Annotated in this window: 20 protein-coding genes; 16 read left to right on the forward strand and 4 right to left on the reverse strand. The window is 44.0% G+C overall.

Features of this window, described 5'->3' with window-relative positions:
- Nucleotides 1-14: 14 nt before the first annotated feature.
- Genes murA through MARME_RS09025 form a run of 4 tightly spaced genes read left to right on the forward strand, consistent with a single transcriptional unit; the run spans nucleotide 15 to nucleotide 3,816 of the window.
- Nucleotides 15-1,277, forward strand: coding sequence for a UDP-N-acetylglucosamine 1-carboxyvinyltransferase (gene murA, locus MARME_RS09010; protein ID WP_013660947.1), 1,263 nt, complete (start codon nucleotides 15-17; stop codon nucleotides 1,275-1,277).
- 2 nt (nucleotides 1,278-1,279) lie between these two features.
- Nucleotides 1,280-1,921 (forward strand): ATP phosphoribosyltransferase, encoded by a 642-nt coding sequence (gene hisG / locus MARME_RS09015; RefSeq protein WP_041647840.1) that lies wholly within the window; start codon nucleotides 1,280-1,282, stop codon nucleotides 1,919-1,921.
- Between the two features lie 3 nt (nucleotides 1,922-1,924).
- Nucleotides 1,925-3,235 (forward strand): histidinol dehydrogenase, encoded by a 1,311-nt coding sequence (gene hisD, locus MARME_RS09020; RefSeq protein ID WP_013660949.1) that lies wholly within the window; start codon nucleotides 1,925-1,927, stop codon nucleotides 3,233-3,235.
- Nucleotides 3,236-3,243: 8 nt separating this feature from the next.
- Nucleotides 3,244-3,816, forward strand: a complete 573-nt coding sequence (locus tag MARME_RS09025; protein ID WP_013660950.1) for an SRPBCC family protein — start codon at nucleotides 3,244-3,246, stop codon at nucleotides 3,814-3,816.
- Nucleotides 3,817-3,966: 150 nt separating this feature from the next.
- Here MARME_RS09025 and MARME_RS09030 read toward each other — a convergent pair whose 3' ends face one another.
- Nucleotides 3,967-5,004 (reverse strand): S1C family serine protease, encoded by a 1,038-nt coding sequence (locus tag MARME_RS09030; protein ID WP_013660951.1) that lies wholly within the window; start codon nucleotides 5,002-5,004, stop codon nucleotides 3,967-3,969.
- Nucleotides 5,005-5,019: 15 nt separating this feature from the next.
- On the opposite strand from MARME_RS09030, the gene MARME_RS09035 reads away from it, so the two are divergent.
- Nucleotides 5,020-5,781 (forward strand): Nif3-like dinuclear metal center hexameric protein, encoded by a 762-nt coding sequence (locus MARME_RS09035; RefSeq protein ID WP_013660952.1) that lies wholly within the window; start codon nucleotides 5,020-5,022, stop codon nucleotides 5,779-5,781.
- A gap of 92 nt (nucleotides 5,782-5,873) precedes the next feature.
- Here the strand turns inward: MARME_RS09035 and MARME_RS09040 are convergent, their stop codons facing one another.
- Entirely contained in the window at nucleotides 5,874-6,323 is a 450-nt protein-coding gene (locus tag MARME_RS09040) for a ZapG family protein (RefSeq protein ID WP_013660953.1), read from the reverse strand.
- A gap of 126 nt (nucleotides 6,324-6,449) precedes the next feature.
- Between MARME_RS09040 and zapE the strand changes: the two genes are divergently transcribed.
- The 8 genes from zapE (at nucleotide 6,450) to MARME_RS09080 (ending at nucleotide 12,699) form a co-directional block, all read left to right on the forward strand.
- Nucleotides 6,450-7,559: a cell division protein ZapE gene (gene zapE, locus MARME_RS09045; protein ID WP_013660954.1), complete on the forward strand. Its 1,110-nt coding sequence runs from the start codon at nucleotides 6,450-6,452 to the stop codon at nucleotides 7,557-7,559.
- Between the two features lie 223 nt (nucleotides 7,560-7,782).
- Nucleotides 7,783-8,211 (forward strand): 50S ribosomal protein L13, encoded by a 429-nt coding sequence (rplM, locus tag MARME_RS09050; RefSeq protein WP_013660955.1) that lies wholly within the window; start codon nucleotides 7,783-7,785, stop codon nucleotides 8,209-8,211.
- A 14-nt stretch (nucleotides 8,212-8,225) separates the two neighbouring features.
- Nucleotides 8,226-8,618, forward strand: coding sequence for a 30S ribosomal protein S9 (rpsI, locus tag MARME_RS09055; RefSeq protein WP_013660956.1), 393 nt, complete (start codon nucleotides 8,226-8,228; stop codon nucleotides 8,616-8,618).
- 250 nt (nucleotides 8,619-8,868) lie between these two features.
- The gene (gene petA, locus MARME_RS09060) at nucleotides 8,869-9,492 is read left to right on the forward strand and encodes a ubiquinol-cytochrome c reductase iron-sulfur subunit (protein WP_013660957.1); all 624 of its coding nucleotides are present in this window, start codon (nucleotides 8,869-8,871) and stop codon (nucleotides 9,490-9,492) included.
- Nucleotides 9,485-10,714 (forward strand): cytochrome b, encoded by a 1,230-nt coding sequence (locus MARME_RS09065; protein WP_013660958.1) that lies wholly within the window; start codon nucleotides 9,485-9,487, stop codon nucleotides 10,712-10,714. The genes petA and MARME_RS09065 overlap by 8 nt, the downstream gene beginning before the upstream one ends.
- Nucleotides 10,715-10,719: 5 nt before the next feature.
- The gene (locus MARME_RS09070; protein ID WP_013660959.1) at nucleotides 10,720-11,505 is read left to right on the forward strand and encodes a cytochrome c1; all 786 of its coding nucleotides are present in this window, start codon (nucleotides 10,720-10,722) and stop codon (nucleotides 11,503-11,505) included.
- Between the two features lie 95 nt (nucleotides 11,506-11,600).
- Nucleotides 11,601-12,233, forward strand: a complete 633-nt coding sequence (locus MARME_RS09075) for a glutathione S-transferase N-terminal domain-containing protein (RefSeq protein ID WP_013660960.1) — start codon at nucleotides 11,601-11,603, stop codon at nucleotides 12,231-12,233.
- A gap of 79 nt (nucleotides 12,234-12,312) precedes the next feature.
- Nucleotides 12,313-12,699, forward strand: a complete 387-nt coding sequence (locus tag MARME_RS09080; protein ID WP_013660961.1) for a ClpXP protease specificity-enhancing factor — start codon at nucleotides 12,313-12,315, stop codon at nucleotides 12,697-12,699.
- 56 nt (nucleotides 12,700-12,755) lie between these two features.
- Here the strand turns inward: MARME_RS09080 and cysK are convergent, their stop codons facing one another.
- On the reverse strand, nucleotides 12,756-13,721 hold the full coding sequence (cysK, locus tag MARME_RS09085) for a cysteine synthase A (protein ID WP_013660962.1): 966 nt from the start codon (nucleotides 13,719-13,721) through the stop codon (nucleotides 12,756-12,758).
- Between the two features lie 290 nt (nucleotides 13,722-14,011).
- Here cysK and hrpA point away from each other — a divergent pair, with 290 nt between their 5' ends.
- The 3 genes from hrpA to MARME_RS09100 all read left to right on the forward strand — a co-directional run bounded on the left by hrpA (nucleotide 14,012) and on the right by MARME_RS09100 (nucleotide 21,371).
- Nucleotides 14,012-17,875 carry an ATP-dependent RNA helicase HrpA gene (gene hrpA / locus MARME_RS09090; RefSeq protein WP_041647842.1) on the forward strand — a complete coding sequence of 1,288 codons (3,864 nt, stop codon included), beginning with the start codon at nucleotides 14,012-14,014 and terminating at the stop codon, nucleotides 17,873-17,875.
- Nucleotides 17,876-17,903: 28 nt separating this feature from the next.
- Complete coding sequence (locus MARME_RS09095; RefSeq protein WP_013660964.1) at nucleotides 17,904-18,746, forward strand: MlaA family lipoprotein; 843 nt, start codon at nucleotides 17,904-17,906, stop codon at nucleotides 18,744-18,746.
- Nucleotides 18,747-19,070: 324 nt separating this feature from the next.
- Complete coding sequence (locus MARME_RS09100; RefSeq protein WP_013660965.1) at nucleotides 19,071-21,371, forward strand: putative bifunctional diguanylate cyclase/phosphodiesterase; 2,301 nt, start codon at nucleotides 19,071-19,073, stop codon at nucleotides 21,369-21,371.
- Between the two features lie 85 nt (nucleotides 21,372-21,456).
- Here MARME_RS09100 and MARME_RS09105 read toward each other — a convergent pair whose 3' ends face one another.
- The gene (locus tag MARME_RS09105; protein WP_013660966.1) at nucleotides 21,457-22,671 is read right to left on the reverse strand and encodes a PQQ-dependent sugar dehydrogenase; all 1,215 of its coding nucleotides are present in this window, start codon (nucleotides 22,669-22,671) and stop codon (nucleotides 21,457-21,459) included.
- Nucleotides 22,672-22,675 lie beyond the last annotated feature (4 nt).

A 22,675-nucleotide genomic window follows, 5' to 3' on the forward strand; every position in this document is an offset into this window, starting at 1 on the left:
TCGCGAGTGAATCAATGGATAAATTACAGATAATCGGCGGTAAAACGCTGAACGGTACAGTGCGCGCTTCTGGAGCCAAGAACGCTGCGTTGCCTATTCTTGCTGCTACTTTGCTGACAAAAGAAGAAATTACAATTCGAAATCTGCCTCACTTGCACGATATTACCACCATGCTTGAGCTACTTGGTTCAATGGGTTGTGGTGTTGTCGTCGATGAGCGTATGAATGTGCAGTTAGATGTGTCCACTCTTAATAACTGTGAAGCGCCTTATGAATTAGTTAAAACAATGAGGGCATCCATACTGGTACTGGGTCCATTGTTGAGTCATTTTGGTAAGGCAATAGTCTCTCTTCCCGGTGGCTGCGCCATTGGTAGTCGACCTGTCGATCTTCATTTGCGTGGCTTAGAAGCCATGGGGGCAAACATCGTTGTCGAAAATGGAAACATTGTTGCGACAGTGACCGATCGCCTTAAAGGTGCGCGTATCTTTTTCGATAAAGTAACGGTGACTGGTACAGAAAACCTATTGATGGCGGCAGCGTTGGCAGACGGCCAAACGATTCTTGAAAACTCTGCCAAAGAACCTGAAGTGGTAGATCTTGCCGAATGCTTGATCAAGATGGGGGCTAAAATCACGGGTCATGGTACGGATACGATTGTTGTCGATGGCGTTGAGACGCTACATGGCACTAATTACTCAGTAATGCCTGATCGCATTGAAACCGGAACGTTTTTGGTAGCCGGAGCGATTACTGGTGGCAAAGTTAAAGTCACGGAGACAAATGTAAAGTCTCTTGAAGCGGTTATAGCGAAGCTTGAAGAAGCTGGTGCTCAGGTGGAAACAGGCGACGATTGGATTGAACTTGATATGCAGGGACAGCGTCCTAAGGCTGTGAATATTAGTACTGCACCTTATCCTGCGTTCCCGACTGATATGCAGGCTCAATTCATGGCTTTGAATTCTGTTGCGACGGGTGTCGGTCGTGTCATTGAAAACATCTTCGAAAACCGTTTTATGCATGTAAATGAAATGGTTCGTATGGGTGCGGATATTGAAGTAAACGGTAATACAGCGATCATCAAAGGTTGTGATGGCCTAAAAGGGGCGCCAGTGATGGCGACAGACTTACGTGCCTCTGCGAGTTTGGTTTTATCTGCTCTTGTGGCACAGGGCGATACTAAGATTGATCGTATCTATCATATTGACCGTGGATACGAATGTATCGAAGAAAAACTCGGGGCTTTGGGTGCACGTATTTCAAGGGTTGTGAACTGATCATGAAAGAAACATTAACGATAGCGCTTTCAAAAGGGCGCATTTTAGATGAAACGTTACCTCTGTTCGAGAAAGCTAATATTATTCCAGCAGAGGATATGAAAAAAAGCAGGAAACTCATTTTTGATACCAATCACCTGAATATCAAATTGGTTTTATTGCGAGCGACGGATGTGCCGACTTATGTAGAGCATGGCGTTGCTGATTTTGGTGTGGCCGGTAAAGATGTATTGATGGAAGCCGGTGCAAAAAACCTGTACGAATTGTTAGACCTAGAAATTTCTAAGTGTCGTTTAATGACGGCTGGTGTAGTGGGGGAGGCGCTTCCTAATCGACGTCTAAAGGTTGCGTCCAAATTCTCTAAAACAGCAAAATCATACTTCGCTGAACAGGGTATTCAAGCGGATGTTATCAAGCTATATGGTGCGATGGAACTTGCACCTATTATGGGTTTAGCAGATTTAATTGTTGATATAGTTGATACAGGTAACACGCTTAGAGCGAATGGTTTAGAAGCCCGTGACCTTATTGCGAATATCAGTACTCGACTTGTGGTCAATAAAGCAGCCTACAAGACAAAGTACGAGCAAATTGAACCAATTATTGAGATGCTGCGTTCTGCTGTTCGTAACGAGGGAGAGTAGAATATGAAACTTGATATAAGATCATTCTCGACGACTCAAGATGACTTTAGGAAAGAGTTAGATGCGCTTTTAGCGTGGGACTCGGTTTCAGATGCTGGTGTACAGTCTAGCGTGGAAAATATTGTCAACGCTGTTCGCTCACGTGGCGACGAGGCTCTCATTGAGTTTACAAATAAGTTTGATCGCCGCACTGTAAGTGTGTCGTCAGAACTGGAATTAAGCCGCGATGATCTAGAAGCAGCAAGTGGTCGAGTTCCTGCTGATGTTCTAGAAGCGCTAGAAAAGGCCGCGGAGCGCGTACGTTCATATCATGAAAAGCAAATGGAAGGTCAGCGATCTTGGCAATATACAGAAGCTGATGGCACCATGCTGGGTCAACAGGTCTCGCCTTTAGATCGAGTGGGTGTCTACGTGCCTGGTGGTAAAGCGGCTTACCCTTCTTCAGTACTTATGAATGTGCTTCCTGCACATGTGTCTGGCGTAAAAGAAATTATCATGGTTGTGCCAACGCCAGATGGTGAAGTCAACGATATTGTAATGGCAGCTGCTTATATCGCAGGTGTTAGTCGTGTCTTTACTGTGGGTGGTGCTCAAGCTGTGGCGGCGTTGGCATATGGGACAGAGACCGTGCCGAAAGTTGATAAGATAGTCGGGCCTGGTAACATCTATGTTGCGACAGCAAAGCGCATGGTGTTTGGCGCGGTAGGGATTGATATGATCGCTGGGCCGTCCGAAATATTGGTTGTTTGTGATGGCAAGACCGATCCAGATTGGATAGCGATGGATTTGTTCTCGCAAGCTGAGCATGATGAAGATGCTCAATCGATTCTAATATCTCCAGATGCTGATTTCATAGGTGCTGTGAAGGCGTCTATGGAATTGCTTATCGAAGATCAGAGTCGAAAAGATATTATAAAGGCTTCTTTGGAAGGGCGCGGAGCGTTTATTCATGTTTCTGATATGAATGAAGCGATTGAGATTGCTAATATCGTCGCAGCAGAGCATTTAGAGCTGTCCGTGGAGTCTCCAGAGGAGTGGCTTCCTAAAATCAGGCATGCTGGTGCAATCTTTATGGGGCGTCACACGCCTGAAGCGCTGGGCGATTATTGTGCGGGGCCGAATCACGTTTTGCCAACCTCCGGTACAGCTCGGTTCTCTTCTCCACTGGGTGTATATGACTTCCAGAAGAGAAGTTCATTGATTTATTGCTCTCCTGAAGGAGCCAGTGAGCTCGGAAAAATTGCGTCGCCATTGGCGAGAGGGGAGTCTTTAGAGGCCCATGCAATGTCTGCTGAATATCGTATTAAAGGCTAATTTTATTTATGCCTGAAGTGCGCCCCGGTAGTTTTTATTATCAGTTGCGAATGGTGATGCGCTATTTAGCCATTGCCATTCTAGTGGTTTTTGTTATTGGTCTGTTCTTGCCTTCGACCTATAAAGTGACTCGCTCTGTGATCATCGACTCTACGCTTGATGATGTAATGGATGTGATTCATTCAGAGCAAGCTTTACAAAAATGGATGTATGTCAAAGAGGGTCGAGTCGTAACTAGTGAGGCGGCGTTAGACGGCCTGTTAGTGGGCAATGAGCTTAAGTCTGGTCTGGCTTTTGATATCTCTTATGATGACCCCAATAAAGTTGGGACATTGCATGTGCTTTCTGTGTCGGGTTCCAGTCTTCATTTTGAGGTGGTGCCACGCCAGAATGCAGCAGTTGTTGATAATCTAATTCAAGCTTCTCAGGTAGATGACGGGATTCAGGTGGTCTGGACTGTAAACGGAGAGCTTAATGCTGGTTTGTTTAGTTCTTATATTGCGATGTTTGCTAATAGAGTAGCGGGTCGAAACTTTGAAATCAGTCTTAAAAATCTAAAAAACTTGGTTGAGCAGTCATAGGTTCTCATTAAGTTTTTATTAAAGCTTGGTACTATCAAGTTATTCCGCGATGATTGTTTCCCTCTTCGTCCATTGCGTCGCCTTATCACTGAAAGTGTGAAATAAGGCTTCGCTCATGACCTTCGTTTAAGGTCTCCAAGATCTTATGTACTATGTGCCTAATGTTGGTTGCTCTTCCAGTTTTATTTTTGTTTGGTAAGACTGAGTGCCGCGAATTCCTATGACTGTTATTTCGTCTTTTGGTTTTAAAGAGCCGACGTAAGATTGTGTAGTCTTGGCCTCGATTGTTTCATTTCCATTGATGTTGATAATGACGTCCCCTACCTCTAGACCTGCTTTCTTCGCTGGGCTGTGAGGAGCAACTTTGGTGATCAGTAACCCTTTTTTGGCTGCCAGATGGAAGGTAGATGCAAGCGCTGAGTTTATCTGCTCGACTTCGATGCCGAGGTAGCCACGAATCACTTTTCCTGATGATATGATTTCATTCATGATTTTGACTGCGTCATTGATTGGCGTAGCGAACCCAATTCCTTGAGATCCACCTGAACTTGAATAAATAGCGGAGCTGATGCCGACGAGCTGGCCTTTCATGTTGATGAGTGCGCCGCCTGAATTTCCCGGGTTGATTGCAGCGTCCGTTTGTAAAAAATTCTCATAGGTATTTAGGCCCACTGTATTTCGTCCTTTTGCACTGATTATGCCTGCGGTAACCGTTTGTCCTATACCAAAAGGGTTGCCTATGGCTAATATCTTATCTCCGATACGCAGTTTATCGCTGTTTCCAAGTGGAATGGTTGGAAGGTCTGAGTTGTCAATGCGGATGACAGCAAGATCGGTGGCAGGGTCGCTTCCAACCAGCTTCCCTAATAGTTGTCTTTTACTGGGGAGGGCTACAATGATATCCGTCGCTCCTTGTACTACATGGTGGTTGGTTAGGATGTAACCATTAGAGCTAATGATGACGCCTGAACCTAAGCTGGAGATGGTTTTTCGTTGTTGGTTTGAAAGTGGCGTGGATCGCGTTCGACTCGTGTATATGTTAACAACCGCTGGGCTTGCTTGTGAGGCTGCATCTGCATAGCTATCAACCTCTGTCGTATGTTTTAATTGCCATAATAAGGTTGCTAGGCCAAAGCAGATGCCTGCTAAAATATAAATAACCCAATGTGAATAATGCTGACGTTTCATTGATAAGGAGTTACCTTGCAGCGAGTTGAATTTGAAAAACGTTTAAAAAGTTTGCTAACCCCGCACTTATTTCGTGATTATGCGCCAAACGGTTTGCAGGTTGAGGGTAAGGATACCATATCAAAAGTCGTTACAGGAGTGACCGCGTCTCAGGCTTTAATTGATAGGGCGATTGAATTAGAGGCTGACGCCTTAGTTGTGCATCACGGTTACTTTTGGAAAGGGGAAGCGCCAGAAATCAAAGGGATGAAGTATCGTAGGATTAGTGCTTTGATTAAAAATGACATTAATTTGTTCGGCTATCATTTGCCTTTGGACGCTCATCCAACTTATGGAAATAATTCAGGTCTCGCAGTGGCGTTGTCCTTAAGTGACTTTTCTTCTCTTGAGCAAGGAAAGCCATTGAATGAATCCATTGGTTTGGTTGGAGAGTTAGCCCAACCTGAGAGTGGTTTGGCTTTTAAGGCGCGTGTAGAGAAGGCCGTTGGTCGTGATGTTTTGTTTGAGCAGACAAGCAATGCCGCCATTAAGCGAGTGGCATTATGCACAGGGGGAGCTCAGGGCTATATTACGAAAGCAGTAGAATGTGATGCGGATGTATTTATAACGGGGGAGGTGTCTGAAAAAACCATACACGAAGCGCGTGAGTTAGGTATACACTTTATTGCAGCGGGACATCATGCTACAGAACGGTTCGGACCTATGGGGTTAGCTGAATTTATTTCAGAGGAGCTAGGGTTGGATGCAGAGTTTGTTGATATTGATAACCCTGCATAGCGAAGAATAGGAGGTGTGCTGTTTAGGGGTTATTGGCGTTTCTAAGATGTATAACTAAAAAAAGAGGCAAAGCCTCTTTTTTTGTGTTTGTGCTAAATGCTTCTGTTTGGTTCGAGTTCTGATGGCTGAGGTTTTAATCCATAGCCTTCAGTTAACATGCCTTCTGCACTGTCTTCTTTGGACGCATAGTCTTTTGGTGGTTGAGCTTCAGCAACTTTTTCCACGTCAGATTCGTCAATAGATGTCGGTTGTGCGCTGATGGTTGCAGTGCTTAAATGCTCAGCTCCTTTTGTTATGCTTTTGCGAAGCTCTGATACGCGCTTCTCAAGCATAATAAGTTGCTCGTTTGTTGCCGTAAAGTAGTCATCAACCATGACCTGTTTACGATCGAGCTCTTGTTGTACTGAATCAATAGTTAACCCTTTGGACGCTGCGCGATTTTGTGCGCCTTTTTGCGAAACGTTTTTAGCTACAATTGCGATGATAAAGCCTAAAACGGCCCCAGTTAAAAATACGATGATATCGAAAACTTCTAAGTTCATGACTTACTCCCAAAAATCATTATGCTGATTATAGCTGAATTGGCCTCTGGGTAGTACAGATAAAGCTTTAGTTTACGTATGATTTTGTTAGAATTTATACCTACATTAAATCAACGATATAGAATAATGACGCCTTTATCTCGCTACAAAGAAGACCTTAACCGCCCCGACTTCAATTATGATCCGGCTCAAGAAGAAGCTGTTGAAGCGCTACAAGAGCTATTTGATCGAATTACAAATAAGCCAAGAGCAAAGCGTGACAAAGGAAATGGATTGTTCGGGCTTTTTAAGAAAAAGCAGCCAGAAATAAGCGTTGAAACAGGGCTTTATTTTTGGGGTGGTGTAGGGCGCGGCAAGACCTACTTAATGGATTCGTTCTTTGAGTGCCTTCCAACTGAGCGCAAACTTCGATTGCATTTCCACCGTTTTATGCAGATGGTACATCAAGAGTTACGTAAGCTCGAAGATACTAAGAATCCATTGGAAATTGTCGGTAAGCAAATATCAGAAAAAGCAGAAGTGCTGTGTTTTGATGAATTTTTCGTTACTGATATTACGGATGCGATGATTCTTGCTGGTTTGCTAGAACAGTTATTTATAAATGGTACAGTGTTGGTTGCAACCTCCAACATTGAACCAGATGGCCTATATAAGAATGGGCTTCAACGTGCACGCTTTTTGCCAGCCATTGATTTAGTTAATAAGCATACACGTGTGATGAATGTAGACGGTGGTGTTGATTATCGATTGCGGACTTTAAAACAGGCTAAGCTCTATCATTTTCCGTTAGACGATGCAGCTAAAACGTCATTAGAAGAGCGTTTTAAAAGTTTGGCACCAAACAGTGCTAGCACAGAAATCGGTGGCGCGATTGAGATAGAAGGTCGCAATATTCCATTGATTAAAAGTTGCGAAGATGTGGCTTGGTTTGATATCAAAGCGCTCTGTGATGGGCCTCGCAGTCAGGTCGACTATATAGAGATAGCGAAGCTGTTTTCAACCATTATTATTTCGGATTTGCCGCAATTTGACACTTCACGTGAAGACATGGCTCGTCGCTTCATCAATTTAGTGGACGAGTTTTATGACCGTCACGTGAAGGTTATCTTTTCAGCTGAGGTGGCGATTCCTGATATTTACCGAGGGACTCGTTTGTCCTTTGAATACGATAGAACCGTTTCTAGGTTGTTGGAGATGCAGTCGGAAGAGTATCTGTCGTTAGAGCATAGGCCTTAATGACGGCGGTTTTGCTTCATCACCGTTACAACTGATCGGTGATGAAGGTGTTTGTCTTTTATTTATTTCTTTTATTTGCTAAAAGGCTTTCTAATAGGTTGTATTTTAAGTATAATTCGCACCGCTTATTTTGAGCACGGTACGTTAGTGGGGCATTCAACCTACTAACCAATAATAATAGGTATTGACATGCTATAAGCATGTAATTGAAAGGGTTTTTTTAATGAAAACTTTTACTGCTAAACCTGCTGAAGTACGTCGCGACTGGTTCGTGGTTGATGCTGATGGCAAAACTCTAGGTCGCTTGGCTACCGAAATCGCTCGCCGTCTACGCGGTAAGCATAAAGCTGAATACACTCCACACGTTGACACTGGCGACTACATCGTCGTTATCAACGCAGAGAAAGTTCGCGTTACTGGTAACAAAGCTGCTGCAAAACAATACTACCGTCACACTGGTTACCCAGGTGGCTTACGTTCAATGAATTTCGAGAAGTTGATTGACCACGCTCCAGAGCGTGTTCTTGAACTTGCCGTTAAAGGTATGTTGCCAAAAGGTCCTCTAGGCCGCGCAATGCACAAGAAAATGAAAGTGTATGCTGGTACTGAGCACCCACACACTGCTCAACAGCCTCAAGAACTTAACATTTAATACGGAAGGTCAATATGTCAGCTACTCAATACTACGGTACTGGTCGTCGTAAAACGTCAACCGCTCGTGTTTTTCTTAAAGCAGGTACTGGTAACCTAGTTATCAATAACCGTACTCTAGACCAATACTTCGGTCGTGAAACTGCTCGCATGGTTGTTCGTCAGCCTCTTGAGCTTGTTGAAGCTACTGAAAAATTCGACGTATACATCACTGTTAAAGGTGGTGGTATCTCTGGTCAAGCAGGTGCTATCCGTCACGGTATCACTCGCGCATTGATGCAATACGACGAAACTCTACGTCGCTCTCTACGTTCTGCCGGTTACGTTACTCGTGACTCTCGTGCAGTTGAGCGTAAGAAAGTTGGTCTTCGTAAAGCACGTCGTCGTCCTCAGTTCTCTAAGCGTTAATATTTTCGCTTTCGGATTTCGAACAAACGCCTGCCATATGCAGGCGTTTTTTTTGCGCTATTTTTAGCACTGCTTTTGCGTAAAGAGTTGTGGATTTAGGTCTGAGGGGGATTTTTGAAGCCCTTTTTAGTGAATATCTGCAATGCATCATAAGAGAGTGTCTTTGGGTTGATCCTTTGCTTTCTTAGTCTGTTTCATCAAGTATATAATCTCCTAACCTTATTCTTTTCATGACGAACGGAGTCCAGTAGTGTCTCGTCATTTGCATCAATCTTCACGTAGACGTTTTTTAGTTGGGGCCACTGGCGCGATGGGAGTGGCGAGTGCAATAGGCGTTGCTACGCCTTTTGTCTGTGCGCTAGCACCCAACGAAAAAGTGAAACAACAGCGCTTACCCGTCCAAGTCGATGTATCTAAAATTGAGCCGGGCGCGATCGTGACAGTGGCTTGGCATGGCCTTCCTGTTTGGGTTTTAAGGAGGGCAAAAACAAGTTTGCTTGCTTTAGAAGAGCATGTTTCTATACTTGCAGATCCAGAATCCAGTCGCTCACAACAGCCAGATAACACCCGAAATACATTCCGTTCTATCCGACCAGAAATTGCTGTTTATGTTGGTCGATGTACGCACTTAGGCTGTACTCCAAACTACCGGCCCTTGATTGCGTCTTCTGCTTCTGAAGGGATGGTTTCTAAAGAATTGGGTGAAGATTGGTATGGTGGCTTCTTCTGCCCGTGCCACGGTTCTAAATTTGACCTAGCGGGAAGGGTTTACAAAAATATGCCTGCGCCCACCAATTTAGAAGTGCCGCCGTATCGCTTTATTAGTGATGATGTGCTCGAAATAGGAATAACAGGAGACGGCGATAATGTCTAAAAACCTGCTAAAGTGGATCGACGAACGCTTGCCGATTTTATCTTCATTACGAAAACATCTTACTCAGTATTACGTCCCCAAAAACCTTAACTTCTTCTATGTATTTGGTGTCTTCGCATTGGTGCTGTGTTTCAATCAGTTGATAACGGGTCTGTGGTTGACCATGAGTTATACAGCGACAGTCGATGATGCGTTTAATTCTATTCAATATATTATGAGGGAGGTCAACTACGGCTGGCTCATTCGCCACATGCACACGACAGGCGCGTCGTTTTTATTCGCGGTTCTTTATGCTCATATGTTCAAGGCGATGTTATATGGGTCGTATAAACAACCGCGGGAGTTGGTCTGGGTATGTGGCTGGATGTTGTTCGTATTGTGTTCAGCGGAGGCGTTTATGGGGTATTTGCTTCCATGGGGACAAATGTCGTATTGGGGTGCGCAAGTTATTACGTCTTTGTTTGAAGTCGTACCTTTTATAGGTGACAGTATTGCTCAGTGGATTCGAGGGGATTATGTCGTATCCGAAGTAACGTTGAAGCGGTTTTTTGCTTTGCATGTCATTGGCGTGCCGCTGCTGATTACTATTCTTGTTTACCTTCATTTAGCTTCCTTGCATCATGTGGGTGCGAATAACCCCAAAGGAATAGACGTAAAATCGTTGATAGGGCGTGATGGTAAACCATTGGATGCGATCCCGTTCCACCCATACTATACGGTGAAAGACCTATTTTACGTCTTGCTCATGTTAACCGCTTTTACAGTGGTTGTGTTTTATGTGCCGGATTTCTGGGGGTACTTTATTGAGCCTGACAATGCTTCTCCAGCGAATACTCTCAGTACGCCAGAGCACATCGCCCCGTTGTGGTATTTTGCGCCGTTCTACGCCATATTGCGGGCAGTAACGTTTCCTTTGTTTGGTGTTGATGCACGCCTATGGGGTGTGTTGTTAATGTTCCTTTCTCTCTTTTTATTAGTGCTTTTACCATGGCTGGATCGCAGTCCAGTAAAAGCGATGCGCTACAAAGGAAAAATAAGTCAGTCTATGTTGGCTGCGTTTGTTGCGAGCTTTTTGGTATTGGGACTATGTGGTGTTATGGTGCCCACAGCCTTAACAACACTGGTTGCTCAGGTATCTGCGGTCGTCTATTTCTCTTATTTTGTGTTTATGCCTTGGTATACAAGGTTTGAGCGTTGTCACGATGTTCCGGACAGGGTCTAGCTAAAATGAAAGCAGCGCAGCATAACGTGATCTCATTTCTATTTCGTCTAACGTTTTTTAGCAGTCTTGCTTTCTGTGGAATATCGTTTTCTTTGTTGAGTTATGCGGCAGAGGAGGGTAAGCGATATGATATTCCTGACTATGTCGTTTCTCACGAGCAAGCCTCGATTAAGCGAGGTTTTGAAACCTACATGCAGTTTTGTGCGAGCTGCCATAAGTCTGAATTCGTTAGGCATAAGCGTATTTCTGATGATTTACACATTTCATGGAAGGAATATAAAGATCAGTGGTTGGGTGGTAGTGAACCAACAAGTGCGTTTCTTACTAACTCTTGGACATTCGAATCAGCAAAAGAAGTGTTTGGTATTGTTCCTCCTGACCTAAGTTTAATTGCTTCTCAAAAAGAGCCCAACTGGGTGTATCGATATCTTCACTCATTTTATAAAGATGATGCTCAATTGTATGGCAGCAACAATGTGTTAGCGCCAAATGTAAAAATGCCAAACGTATTGGCGTTTATGCAAGGCACCCTAGAGAAAGAGTCATGTGGAAGCGATAATCAAAATAAGGTCGAAGCGTGTTTTAATTTAGTAAAAACTGAGCAAGGAACAATGACCGATCAAGAGTTTAATGATTTGATTCAGGATTTAGTGAATTTTTTTGTTTACTTAAGTGAACCTAGTCGATTAGAAGCTGAAATTTTAGCCCCAAAAGTGTTATTATTCCTGCTCGTATTTTGTTTGATTGCCTATTTGCTCAAAAGAGAGTTTTGGAAGGATATTTCGAAGTAGAAACTTCTAAGTATATTTTCATGCTCAAAGGCTTGAATAAATAGTTCTGCGTCCCAATTAATGGGATTCCATTGGTTTTTATATAGGGGTTTTACATGGGTGTGATTGCCAAACGCTCTTCCATGACATTTTTCTCTGACGGGGAAGATCATTACAGCCATCGTGTGCGCATTGTATTAGCTGAAAAAGCGGTAACAGTGGAAATTATTGATGTTGATCCTTTCAACAAACCTGATGAGCTTGTGGAAGTTACCCCATACAACGAACTGCCTGCTTTAGTAGACCGAGATTTGTCTTTGTACGAGCCAAACGTGATGATGGAATACTTGGATGAGCGTTTTCCTCATCCTCCGTTGTTGCCAGTGTATCCTGTTGCGCGTGGTGAAAGCCGTCTTTACATGTACCGTATCCAAAGAGACTGGGCGGTATTGGTTGATTTGATTTTGACGAGCAAAGACAAAGACGCTGTTGAAAATGCTCAGAAAGAGTTGCGTGAAAGCTTGATTAACGTTTCTCCGATCTTTGAAGAGAAGCCTTATTTCATGAGCGAAGAATTCACAATGGTTGATTGCTGCCTTGCTCCAATCTTGTGGAGATTGCCAATTCTAGGTGTTGATATTCCTAAAGAGCAGGCGAAAGGTTTATACAAATACATGGACCTTGTTTTTGATCGTGAGTCTTTCAAAGAAAGCCTGTCTGAAGCAGAACAGGAAATGCGTTTAGACTGATCGTCTATACGTCTTATAGTTTTTATATTTTTCAAAAGGGGCCTAAGCCCCTTTTTTATTATACTACCGAGGTTGAAACATGATCCCAAAACGCTCGTATTTATTGAATGCAACTTATGAGTGGGTAGCTGATAACAATATGACTCCGTATTTACTTGTTGATGCAGAGCATGAGAAAGCGGTCGTTCCAACAGAATTTGTTCAGGACGGACAGATTGTTTTAAATATTAGTATGTCGGCCGTGCGCAATCTGTTAATGGATAAAATGGGCGTGAGTTTTGAGGCGCGATTTGGTGGTAAACCTATGCAGGTGTACGTTCCAATTGAAGCGGCATTGGCCTTGTACGCAAAAGAAAGCGGTGATGGCCTTGTATTTCCTGATGAAGCGTTTGAGCCAGAGGAATTGGATCCTGAACCAGAGCCACCGAAGCCAGAAAAAGGCTTTCAGTTAAAAGTCGTTAAATAGTAAGTCAGACTTGTATGAAAAAAGCTCAGCCTAGTGGCTGAGCTTTTTTATGTGCTTTATTGAACAAGTTCGTTGTCTGAGAATTCACCTTCAAAAAGAGCGGTAGAAAGATAGCGTTCGCCTGAGTCTGGCAAAATCACAACGATCTTTTTATCAGCGAATTCATCAGAAGCCGCTAACCTTTCTGCTGCAACAACGGCAGCGCCACATGAGATACCGCAAAGAATGCCTTCTTCTCTCATTAGGCGTTTTGCCATATCGATAGCGTCTTCATTTGAGACTTGCTCGACACGATCAACAACAGACAGATCAAGGTTTTTAGGAACAAAGCCCGCGCCGATACCTTGAATTTTATGAGGAGCAGGTGTTGGTGTTTCGCCATTTAGCGTTTGAGTGATCACAGGCGATGTTGTTGGCTCAACAGCGACACTGATAATGGCTTTCCCTTGTGTGTTTTTGATGTAGCGACTAACACCAGTTATCGTCCCACCAGTTCCGACACCGGAAACCAGAACGTCGATCTCGCCGTCAGTGTCTTTCCAAATCTCAGGGCCTGTTGTTTTCTCATGGATCTCTGGGTTTGCTGGATTTTCAAATTGTTGCAGCAACACAAAGCTTGGGTCTTCAGCAATCTCTTTTGCTTTTTCGATTGCGCCTTTCATGCCTTTTGCTGGCTCAGTTAGGACAATTGTTGCTCCTAAAGCTTTCATTACTTGGCGGCGTTCTAGACTCATGCTTGAAGGCATCGTAATGGTAATTGGATAGCCTCGTGCCGCTGCGACAAAGCACAATGCAATTCCCGTATTACCACTGGAGGGCTCAACAAGCGATTTACCTTCCGTTAAAACACCGCTTTTTTCCGCATCCCAAACCATGTTTGCGCCGATACGACACTTTACAGAAAAGGCTGGATTTCTCGACTCGAGCTTGGCCCAAATGTTTCCATTTCCGATGCGATTCAATTTAACAAGTGGTGTATCGCCAATTGTAAGTGAGTTGTCGTTAAATACTTTTTCAGACATAGCCTTTTCCTCTGTATGTTTGTTTTCATTATGATGGGGCAGGACGGTGTATTTTCAATCCAATATAACGATAAAAATGTCTAAATAGCAAAAATTCTCATTTGTCTGCTTTAGAGACGATCAATTTTATAAAAGTCGCAGTCTTAAAGAAGTTGCACTATCCCGTCCCTTGTTTAAATCAGGTAGAATGTTTGCTAATTAAAGTGACTAATAAAAGCGCCCCGATATTTCTTTGCGCGCTTTTATGTATTTAGGGTTTAGCATTGCATACTGACATACAAGAAAAATTGATGGCGAAAGATCGTCACGCCATTCAGAGAAAAATTGACACAATATCCAAACGATCTTCCGAAAATAGCCCAACAGACAAGCTTCAAAACGAGTTAAATAACTTAATTGAACGCTCTCGGCGGATGTTTGAAGAGCGTGAAGCGTCGATGCCTGACATTAAATACGACGAGTCGTTGCCGGTTGCAGCAAAAGCCAAGGATATTGTTAAAGCCATTGAAGAGAATCAAGTGGTTATTATTGCAGGCGAAACCGGATCTGGTAAAACAACACAGCTGCCGAAAATGTGTTTGCAAGCAGGTCGAGGCATTGCGGGTCAAATAGGGCACACTCAACCTAGACGAATTGCCGCACGAAGCGTGGCAGAGCGTATTTCTGAAGAACTCAATGTTGAACTTGGCACCGCCGTGGGTTATCAAGTCCGTTTTACTGATGAAAGTCAGGAAACAACGCTGGTTAAACTGATGACCGACGGGATCTTATTGGCTGAGATCCAACAAGATAAATTTCTTCAAAAGTACGACACTATCATTATTGATGAGGCGCATGAACGAAGCCTAAACATAGACTTCCTTTTAGGGTACCTAAAGCGCGTTCTTAAATCGCGACCAGACCTTAAAATCATTGTGACCTCAGCAACGATTGACGTGGAACGTTTCTCGAAGCATTTTAGTGATGCACCGGTTTTTGAAGTCTCGGGCAGAACATACCCTGTTGAAATTCGCTATCAACCGTTACTCAGTAAATCGGACTACGAAGAGCTGGACGAAGATCAAAGCATGGAACAAGGTATATGCGATGCCGTTGCTATGTTGATCGAAGAAGAAAGGCAATCAGGTTATCGAGGCGCAGGCGACATACTTGTGTTCTTACCTGGTGAGCGTGAGATACGAGAAACGGCTGAACAGTTAAGGCGCGCAGAGTTTAGAAATACCGAAGTGCTACCATTGTATGCTCGCTTATCCAGTGCTGAGCAGCAGAGAGTCTTCAAACCTCACGGTGGTCGTCGTATTGTCTTATCAACGAACGTTGCGGAGACCTCATTAACGGTACCTGGTATACGTTATGTGATTGACCCAGGTTTAGCGCGAATCAGCCGCTACAGTGTTCGGTCAAAGGTACAGCAATTACCGATTGAAAAAATCAGCCAAGCAAGCGCAAACCAACGAGCGGGACGCTGTGGTCGTGTCGCGGATGGTATCTGTATCCGATTATACGAAGAGTCTGACTTTATCAATCGGCCCGAATTTACAGATCCAGAAATTTTTCGTACAAACCTCGCGTCCGTTATATTGCAGATGGCCAACCTCCGCCTCGGCGCAGTGGAGAAATTCCCTTTTGTTGAAATGCCAGATAGACGCCTGATCAATGACGGTTATCAAGCGTTAAAAGAACTCGGTGCCATAAAGAATGAGCGTTTGACTCAGATTGGTAAACAGCTCGCAAAACTGCCGATCGACCCGAAACTTGGTCGAATGATCATTGCTGCAAATACGATGGGAACGCTCAAAGAAATCGCGGTGATCGTAAGTGCACTGTCCATTCAAGACCCGCGCGAGCGTCCGCAAGACAAAAAGACTCAATCTGATCAAGCGCATGCCGTCGACAAAGATCAAGATTCAGATTTTATCGTGTTGCTTAATTTATGGGACAGATTTGAAGACCAAAGACAGGCGCTCTCTCAGAACCAACTGCGTCAGTTTTGTCGTAAGCAGTTTCTTAACTTTTTACGAATGCGCGAATGGCGCGATATCCATAGACAAATAATGATCGCGTGCAAACAGCTCGGATTTAAAGAAACGAATAGAGATGAGCGAGACTACGAATCGATTCACAAATCGCTATTGGCAGGGTTATTCACTCAAGTCGCGAATAAGCTAGAAGACAGCAAAGAGATGCTGGGTTGTCGTTCCCGTAAATTGGCGGTTTTTCCAGGCTCGATGTTATTTAAAAAGCCTCCTCAATGGATAATGGCTGCGGAGCTGGTGGAAACCTCCAAACTCTACGCCCGTATGGTGGCAAAGATTGATCCTAAATGGATCGAAGAATACTCCGCCCCGTTTGTTAAAAGACAGTACTTCGATCCGCGCTTTGAGCGCAATCAAGGTCGAGTGATGGCAAACGAACAAGTTGCATTGTATGGTCTTGTGATTGTGCCAAAACGCCGAGTAGATTATGGGCATGTTAACCCAGAAGATGCGCGTGACGTGTTTATTAGGCAGGCATTGGTCGAGCGCGAGCTGCGTTCGAAAGCCATGTTCTATCGCCACAATAATAAATTGATGGATGAGATCGAGAGCCAGGAAGCAAAGCTAAGAAAACGCGACATCTTAGTTGATGATGAAACGGTCTATCAGTTCTATCACGAAAATTTACCGGAGAATATCCGCAACCAAAAAGGCATCGAATTTTTCGCTAAAGAGTCGCCTAACGCGCTGCTGATGAGCAAAGAATACCTTGTTAATCAGTCTGTGACGGTAGACGAATATGCCTTTCCAGACAGTTATTTGCTAAATGGCGTCCCGCTGCCGATTGATTATCAATTTGAGCCGGGCAAAGCCAAAGATGGTGCGACACTTAAAGTGCCTGTTGGCCTACTAAGGCAGCTTAGCCTTGATGATTTAGGTTGGGCCGTGCCTGGTTATATTAAAGAGCGCAGCGAAGCGCTGATTCGTGCTCTGCCTAAAGTATTGAGAAGGCGCTTTGTGCCTATCCCGCAGTTTGTGGACCGAATCTACCCCAATTTGTCGAAAGAAAAAGGAGCGTTGTTGGAGCAGTTAAGTCTCCAAATTAAACGTGAAACCTTGATCGATATTCCTTTAAACGAATGGGCTGAAGAAAAACTTGATGCGCACCTTACGCTTAACCTCGAAGTTGTAGACGAAAGAGGAAAAGTCATCGGCGAGGGGAAAAATCTAGCGGAGCTTCAGGACAAGTTTGCGGCGCTAGTGGATCAGAGTTTTGCTAAGTTTGGTACGAAAAAACACGAGCAAGTTGGACTAACGCATTGGCCAGATCAAGACGTACCTGAACGCAAGGAGATCAAGCAAGCCGGAATTTCTGTCACGGCATTTCCAGCGTTGGTAAACGCGGATGACACTGGCGAAGTGTCGCTGAAAATGTTCGATGATGAGCAAACTGCGATAGAAGAGCACAGAAAAGGTGTGATTGCTCTGCTAAGATTGACATTAAATAAAGAGGTGAAGTATTTACAGAAAAACTTACCTCACGTTCGTGAATCTCTGCTGATTTTTTCTCCGATTGGAAAAAAAGAGATGCTACTTGATGACCTAATCAATGCGATACTCGATAAAGTGTTTATCGATGGTAAGCGTTTGCCACGGACAAAAGCGGAATTTGAAGCAACATTAAGCGATAATAAAGCAGGGCTTATTCTCACAGCAAATACCATGGCAGAGCAGCTGTATAAGGTGCTTAGTTCGTATCAAAAAGTCGCGAAGAAAATGAAAGGCAACATACCTTTGCCTTGGACGAGAGTCTATGGAGACATTAGCACGCAACTAAAATGCCTGATTTACCCGGGATTTATAGGTGCGACACCATTATTTTGGATGTCGCAGTTGCCTCGCTATTTTAAAGGAATTGAAGTGCGACTAGAGCGCTTTCAGAACCACCTAAACAAAGAAAATGCGCTCGTAGGACAGCTCGAAGGGCTTTGGTCTCAATATGATCAACAAAAACAAGCGCATATCAAAAAGGGAATTTATGATCCAGAACTAACGAAATACCGTTGGATGTTAGAAGAATATAGGATTTCATTGTTTGCGCAGACGGTCGGTACACTCGAACCCATATCCGATAAACGTTTGAATAAACAATGGCAGCTGGTTAAAAAACTTGTATAGGATGGTTGTACCAATGAGAAGGTTGAAGATGTTGTTGGTAAATGTGAAAAAAGTACTGTTGATCGTGGGACTTTCGATAGGAGCTTCTATTTCAAGCGCTGAAACAGCGCCAGAAGACCCGTGGGAAGGTTATAACCGGACGATGTCGAGTTTTAACGATACGCTTGATAAGTACGCCTTGAAGCCTTTGGCTGAAGGGTACGATTACGTTACCCCAAGCCCAGTTCAACGAGGTGTCGGCAACTTTTTTAACAACCTAGGTGAAGTTGGCAATATCACGAACAACCTTCTGCAAGGAAAATGGGATGAAACGGCGGCGTCAACGTTTCGTTTCCTGATCAACAGCACGGCAGGCTTTTTAGGGATTTTTGACGTCGCCAGTGAAATGGGACTAAAGCGTGAACCCGAAGATTTTGGTCAGACATTAGGGTATTGGGGCGTTGGATCAGGGCCTTACCTTGTTTTGCCTTTTTTAGGGCCATCGACGGTAAGAGATGCGACAGGTACAGCGGTCGATTATTTCAACTATGATCCAATTGAGCTTTTAGACCCGACGACGAACGAATATTGGTCAGCAAAGGCGCTTGAAATCGTTCAAATTCGATCAAAACTGTTGTCGTCCGAGCGTTTGATTTTCGGAGACCGATACAGCTTTATTCGGGATGTTTACCTACAGTCCAGAAACGCCGCTATTTACGACGGCGAAGTCGGCGGTCAACCTGCAAAAGTTAGTAATGAGGAAGAGGGAAGTTGGGACGAAGAGTCTGATGACAGTTGGGGAGAGGACGATAGCTGGGGTGACGATGACAGTTGGGGAGATGAAAGTAGCTGGGGCGACGAGGAGTTTGGTGACGAAGAGGCTGTAAATTAAGCTCAAATTTAAGTAAGTCAGCATAGTCGTGTGCAGTAGAGAAACAAAATTCAACAAACTATTGCTTTCGAAATTATCATTGAGCAGTAATATTACACTCATAATAGGCCGCGTGATGCCAGTTGTTAGAAATCAAGAGCATATCAATTGGATCATTGAGTATTGAGTTGATTTCTTTGGATAGAGATGGCCGATCAAATAAAGCGTAGATCTTAATATCTATGAGCGGCGTTAGTCATGAATAAGAGTTTGGGTGCGCGACACGAAGGCACGTCAAACCATATATATAAATCATATATATAAAACGAATGTGATCAGGAACTTATGACCCTAACTAAACGCCTAATTATGCTTGTATTGCCAGTTCTCATTGTAGGCTTTGGCGGGGCAACCTGGGGTGTATTTTCCGCTCAAAAAAGCTCGCTTATCGAACTGGAAATGTCGAAGTTAAACTTTAATTTGCTTAACCTTCGATACTCCATGGAAGAAGAAATCTATTTCGCGACCGGCATTATGAGTATGCTAACGGAAAAACGTGAAATACGTATGCCATCGCAGGCACAAGTGAACTCGCAAGCGTCATTGACCGATTTGGTTGATCGATACACAAATGATGTCGCATATCGTTTGGCAGGTGATATCGCTGTTTATATTTTGAATGAAGAGGGCATGCCTCTTTATACCTATGAACGAAAATCTGAAAATAACGATCGCGTAGATTGGCTTATTGATAAGCTCAGCAGAAACAGCAATGCCATTGCAGATTTAGATAACTTCGAGGTGTTTAAAAGCCCTGAAGACCATCATGTTATTCTTCATTCACACTCACTCAATGGCTCATCGACTCACTCTGGCGTGTTATCACGATTTAACGACGCGCGTTATATTTTTGTGACCATTAGTTCCCCAGAATTTGACAGTGCGTTAAGAAACATCAATCAAAAATACGGTGTCCAAGCAAAGGTTGTCAAAAGCAGTACGGTTGAGCCCTTAACGGTCTCGATGCCTATGTTGGCGGGCGGCTATGTCAATATTTCACTCACTGACCGCTATGTTGATCAGCAACTTAAGACCTTTTTGTACTGGTATCTCGGTGCAGGAACAATATTAGGTTTACTGACCTTTTGCGTGTTACTTTTCCTTATTAAGCGCTACATCATTCAACCGATAGGGACGCTCGATAGACAGCTTTCTCTTGTCATGTCTAACAGACAAGAGAATATCCTACAGCCTACTGGGCAAGATGAAGTCAGCCGTGTTGGCGTAAAATTTCATCAGCTGTATGAGCAACTTAATCAAAACCTTCAAGCTTCTCGCGATATGGCGGTAACCGATGCATTAACAATGTTGCCCAACCGTCTGCGATTCCATGAATTCGCCAAAAAAGCACTCACAAGAAGTAAATCGAAAGAGACGTTTTTGTCGCTCATCTACATTGACCTCGATAACTTCAAATTTGTTAACGATCGATTTGGTCATGAAGCGGGTGACGAACTGCTAGTCGAAGCATCCACCTCCTTCTTCGAATTGATAAAGCAGGGTGGCAGGCGACGATACGGGTCAATGGTATCGAGACTTTCAGGTGATGAATTTGCCATCGTATTGTCTCATAACGAGCTGAAAGAGCGTGAGGAGCTGGGTGAGCGTATCGTGTCTCTTTTTGAAGGCGGGTTTCAGACGAACCGCTATCGCATGCCTGTTTCAGCCAGTGTGGGGATCGCGACCTACCCTCAAGATGGAAATGAGTTGCGAGGCTTGATTGCCAACGCCGATATGGCCATGTATCACGCCAAACGCTCAGGAAAAAATCGATTTGACGTCTATTCCGAAGATATTGCTCAAGAAGCGCGCAGAACAAAAGCGATCGAAGACGCTTTGAAATTTGTAGATTGCGATAAAGAGTTCTCATTGGTTTACATGCCGTATACCAATAGAGATGGCAAAGTAGTGGGCGTTGAAGTGCTACTGCGCTGGTTTTCACCTTCTCTTGGGGTGATTCAACCTGATGAGTTCGTCCCCATTGCTGAGCAAACGGGCAGTTTTTCTAAAATCGATGGTTGGGTATTCGAGAAGGCGTTCGAACAGATTTCTGCGCTTCAAGGTTTGCTTAATGATGACATCATCGTTTCCGTTAATCTTTCTGCGGCCGAGTTGGGAAGACCTTCTCTAGTCGAGCGTCTTGTGGAGCTGCAAAAGCAGTTTAACTTACCGGCTGGTGTGATCGAGCTGGAAATTACCGAAACGTTTGGTTACTTCGAGGTAGAGCAAGTGCTTGAAGTGCTGGTGGATCTTCGCTCATTAGGGTTCGGTATCACGATTGATGACTTTGGAATTGGCTATACACCACTGCTACAAATGATCGACTACCCAGTGGATAAAGTGAAACTGGATAAAGCGTTGGTGAACCGTATTACCCACGCCGACTATAAGATGCTATTGGAGCCAACGATTCAATTATGTCATCTACAAAACATTAGTGTGACGGCAGAAGGCGTAGAAAACGATGTGCAGCATCAATACCTCCATCGATTTGGTTGTGACTACTTCCAAGGGTACTGGCTAGCTGTGCCAATGACATTAGAAGATCTCGGAAACTGGTACAAAGAATATACAAATGGCGAATAAAGCACTTATATAAAGCACTTATATAAAGTATGTGTATTTTATTCGCCCCATTTCATTTATTGAACTCGAATAGTCTAAAGTCAGACTAAGGGGTGAGTCGCAATACCTTTCCAGAGTCCGTAGTGACGATCAAAGACGAATCCGGCGCTTGAGTAATACTGCGAAAGCGCTCGTCGAGATTACGCAAATAGCGTTGTTCCTGTTGTGCTTCATCATCGTTTTCATTCAGACGTAATCTGTTTATATGGCGAAGAGCGAGGGCCGTCGAGATAATGTCGTCATTCCAATCTGAAAAAAGACGACCGTGATAAATTAAAAGATCGCTGGGCGCGATGGATGGAATAAATACCTTTTTGGCATCTTCCATTCCTTTCTTCTGAGTGCCTTCGCCAACCGCACTAAACGACCAGTATTCTTTACCGTAAGATACAACGGGCCAACCGTAATTTTCCCCTTTTAGAATCTTATTGATTTCGTCACCGCCTCTTGGCCCATGTTCATTTGACCAAAGTGTTTGAGTACGCTTATCGAAAAATAACCCTTGTGGGTTTCTATGGCCGTAACTCCAAATTTCGGCACGTGCATTTAGATCATTATAAAACGGGTTGTCTTTAGGAACGCTGCCATCTAAGTTCAGCCTGATGATACTACCAGCGTGATTTGATCGGTCTTGAGCGCTGTCTCGGGCGCCTCTGTCACCAATTGAAATATAAAGGTGTTTGTTATCATCGAAAGCAATGCGTGAGCCAAAGTGTACCGTAGCGTCTGAATGGGTATCTGCGATAAACAACGTTTCCCATTCAACCAAGCGGTCTTTATCTAGCTTTGCGCGCCCAAGCGCCGTTGTGAGACTGTTCGATGCTGTTGCGGAGTAGGTGAAGTAAATCCAAAAGGGTGGCGCTTCTTTGGTTTGATGGTCTGGAGCAGTAGTATCTAGAACGGCAACATCGAGTAGTCCGCCTTGACCGACATTCACCACACCCGGTAGGCCTTCAATATAATGAATCTTTCCTGTTTCTAGATTGATGGTAGCGAGTTTTCCGCTCTTCAGAGTGACGAGGAGGGTGTCACTATCGAGAAAATCAGCTCCCCAAGGAATGTCGTTAAATCGAGCGAGTTCGGTTACTGTGATTGACTGGTTTGGTGAAAACGGATTTTGCTGAGGAGCGCTGGCTGAGCAAGCAGAGAATAAAAAACAAAGTGGCAGCAGTGTCGTTTTCAAAACCATACGACGAGCGACGTTACGGTACTCGAATTTCGATAAAATGTTTGATCGGTTTTTAACAGTGAAAAAAGTCATCGAG

The sequence above is a fragment of the Marinomonas mediterranea MMB-1 genome (assembly GCF_000192865.1).
Lineage (GTDB): Bacteria > Pseudomonadota > Gammaproteobacteria > Pseudomonadales > Marinomonadaceae > Marinomonas > Marinomonas mediterranea.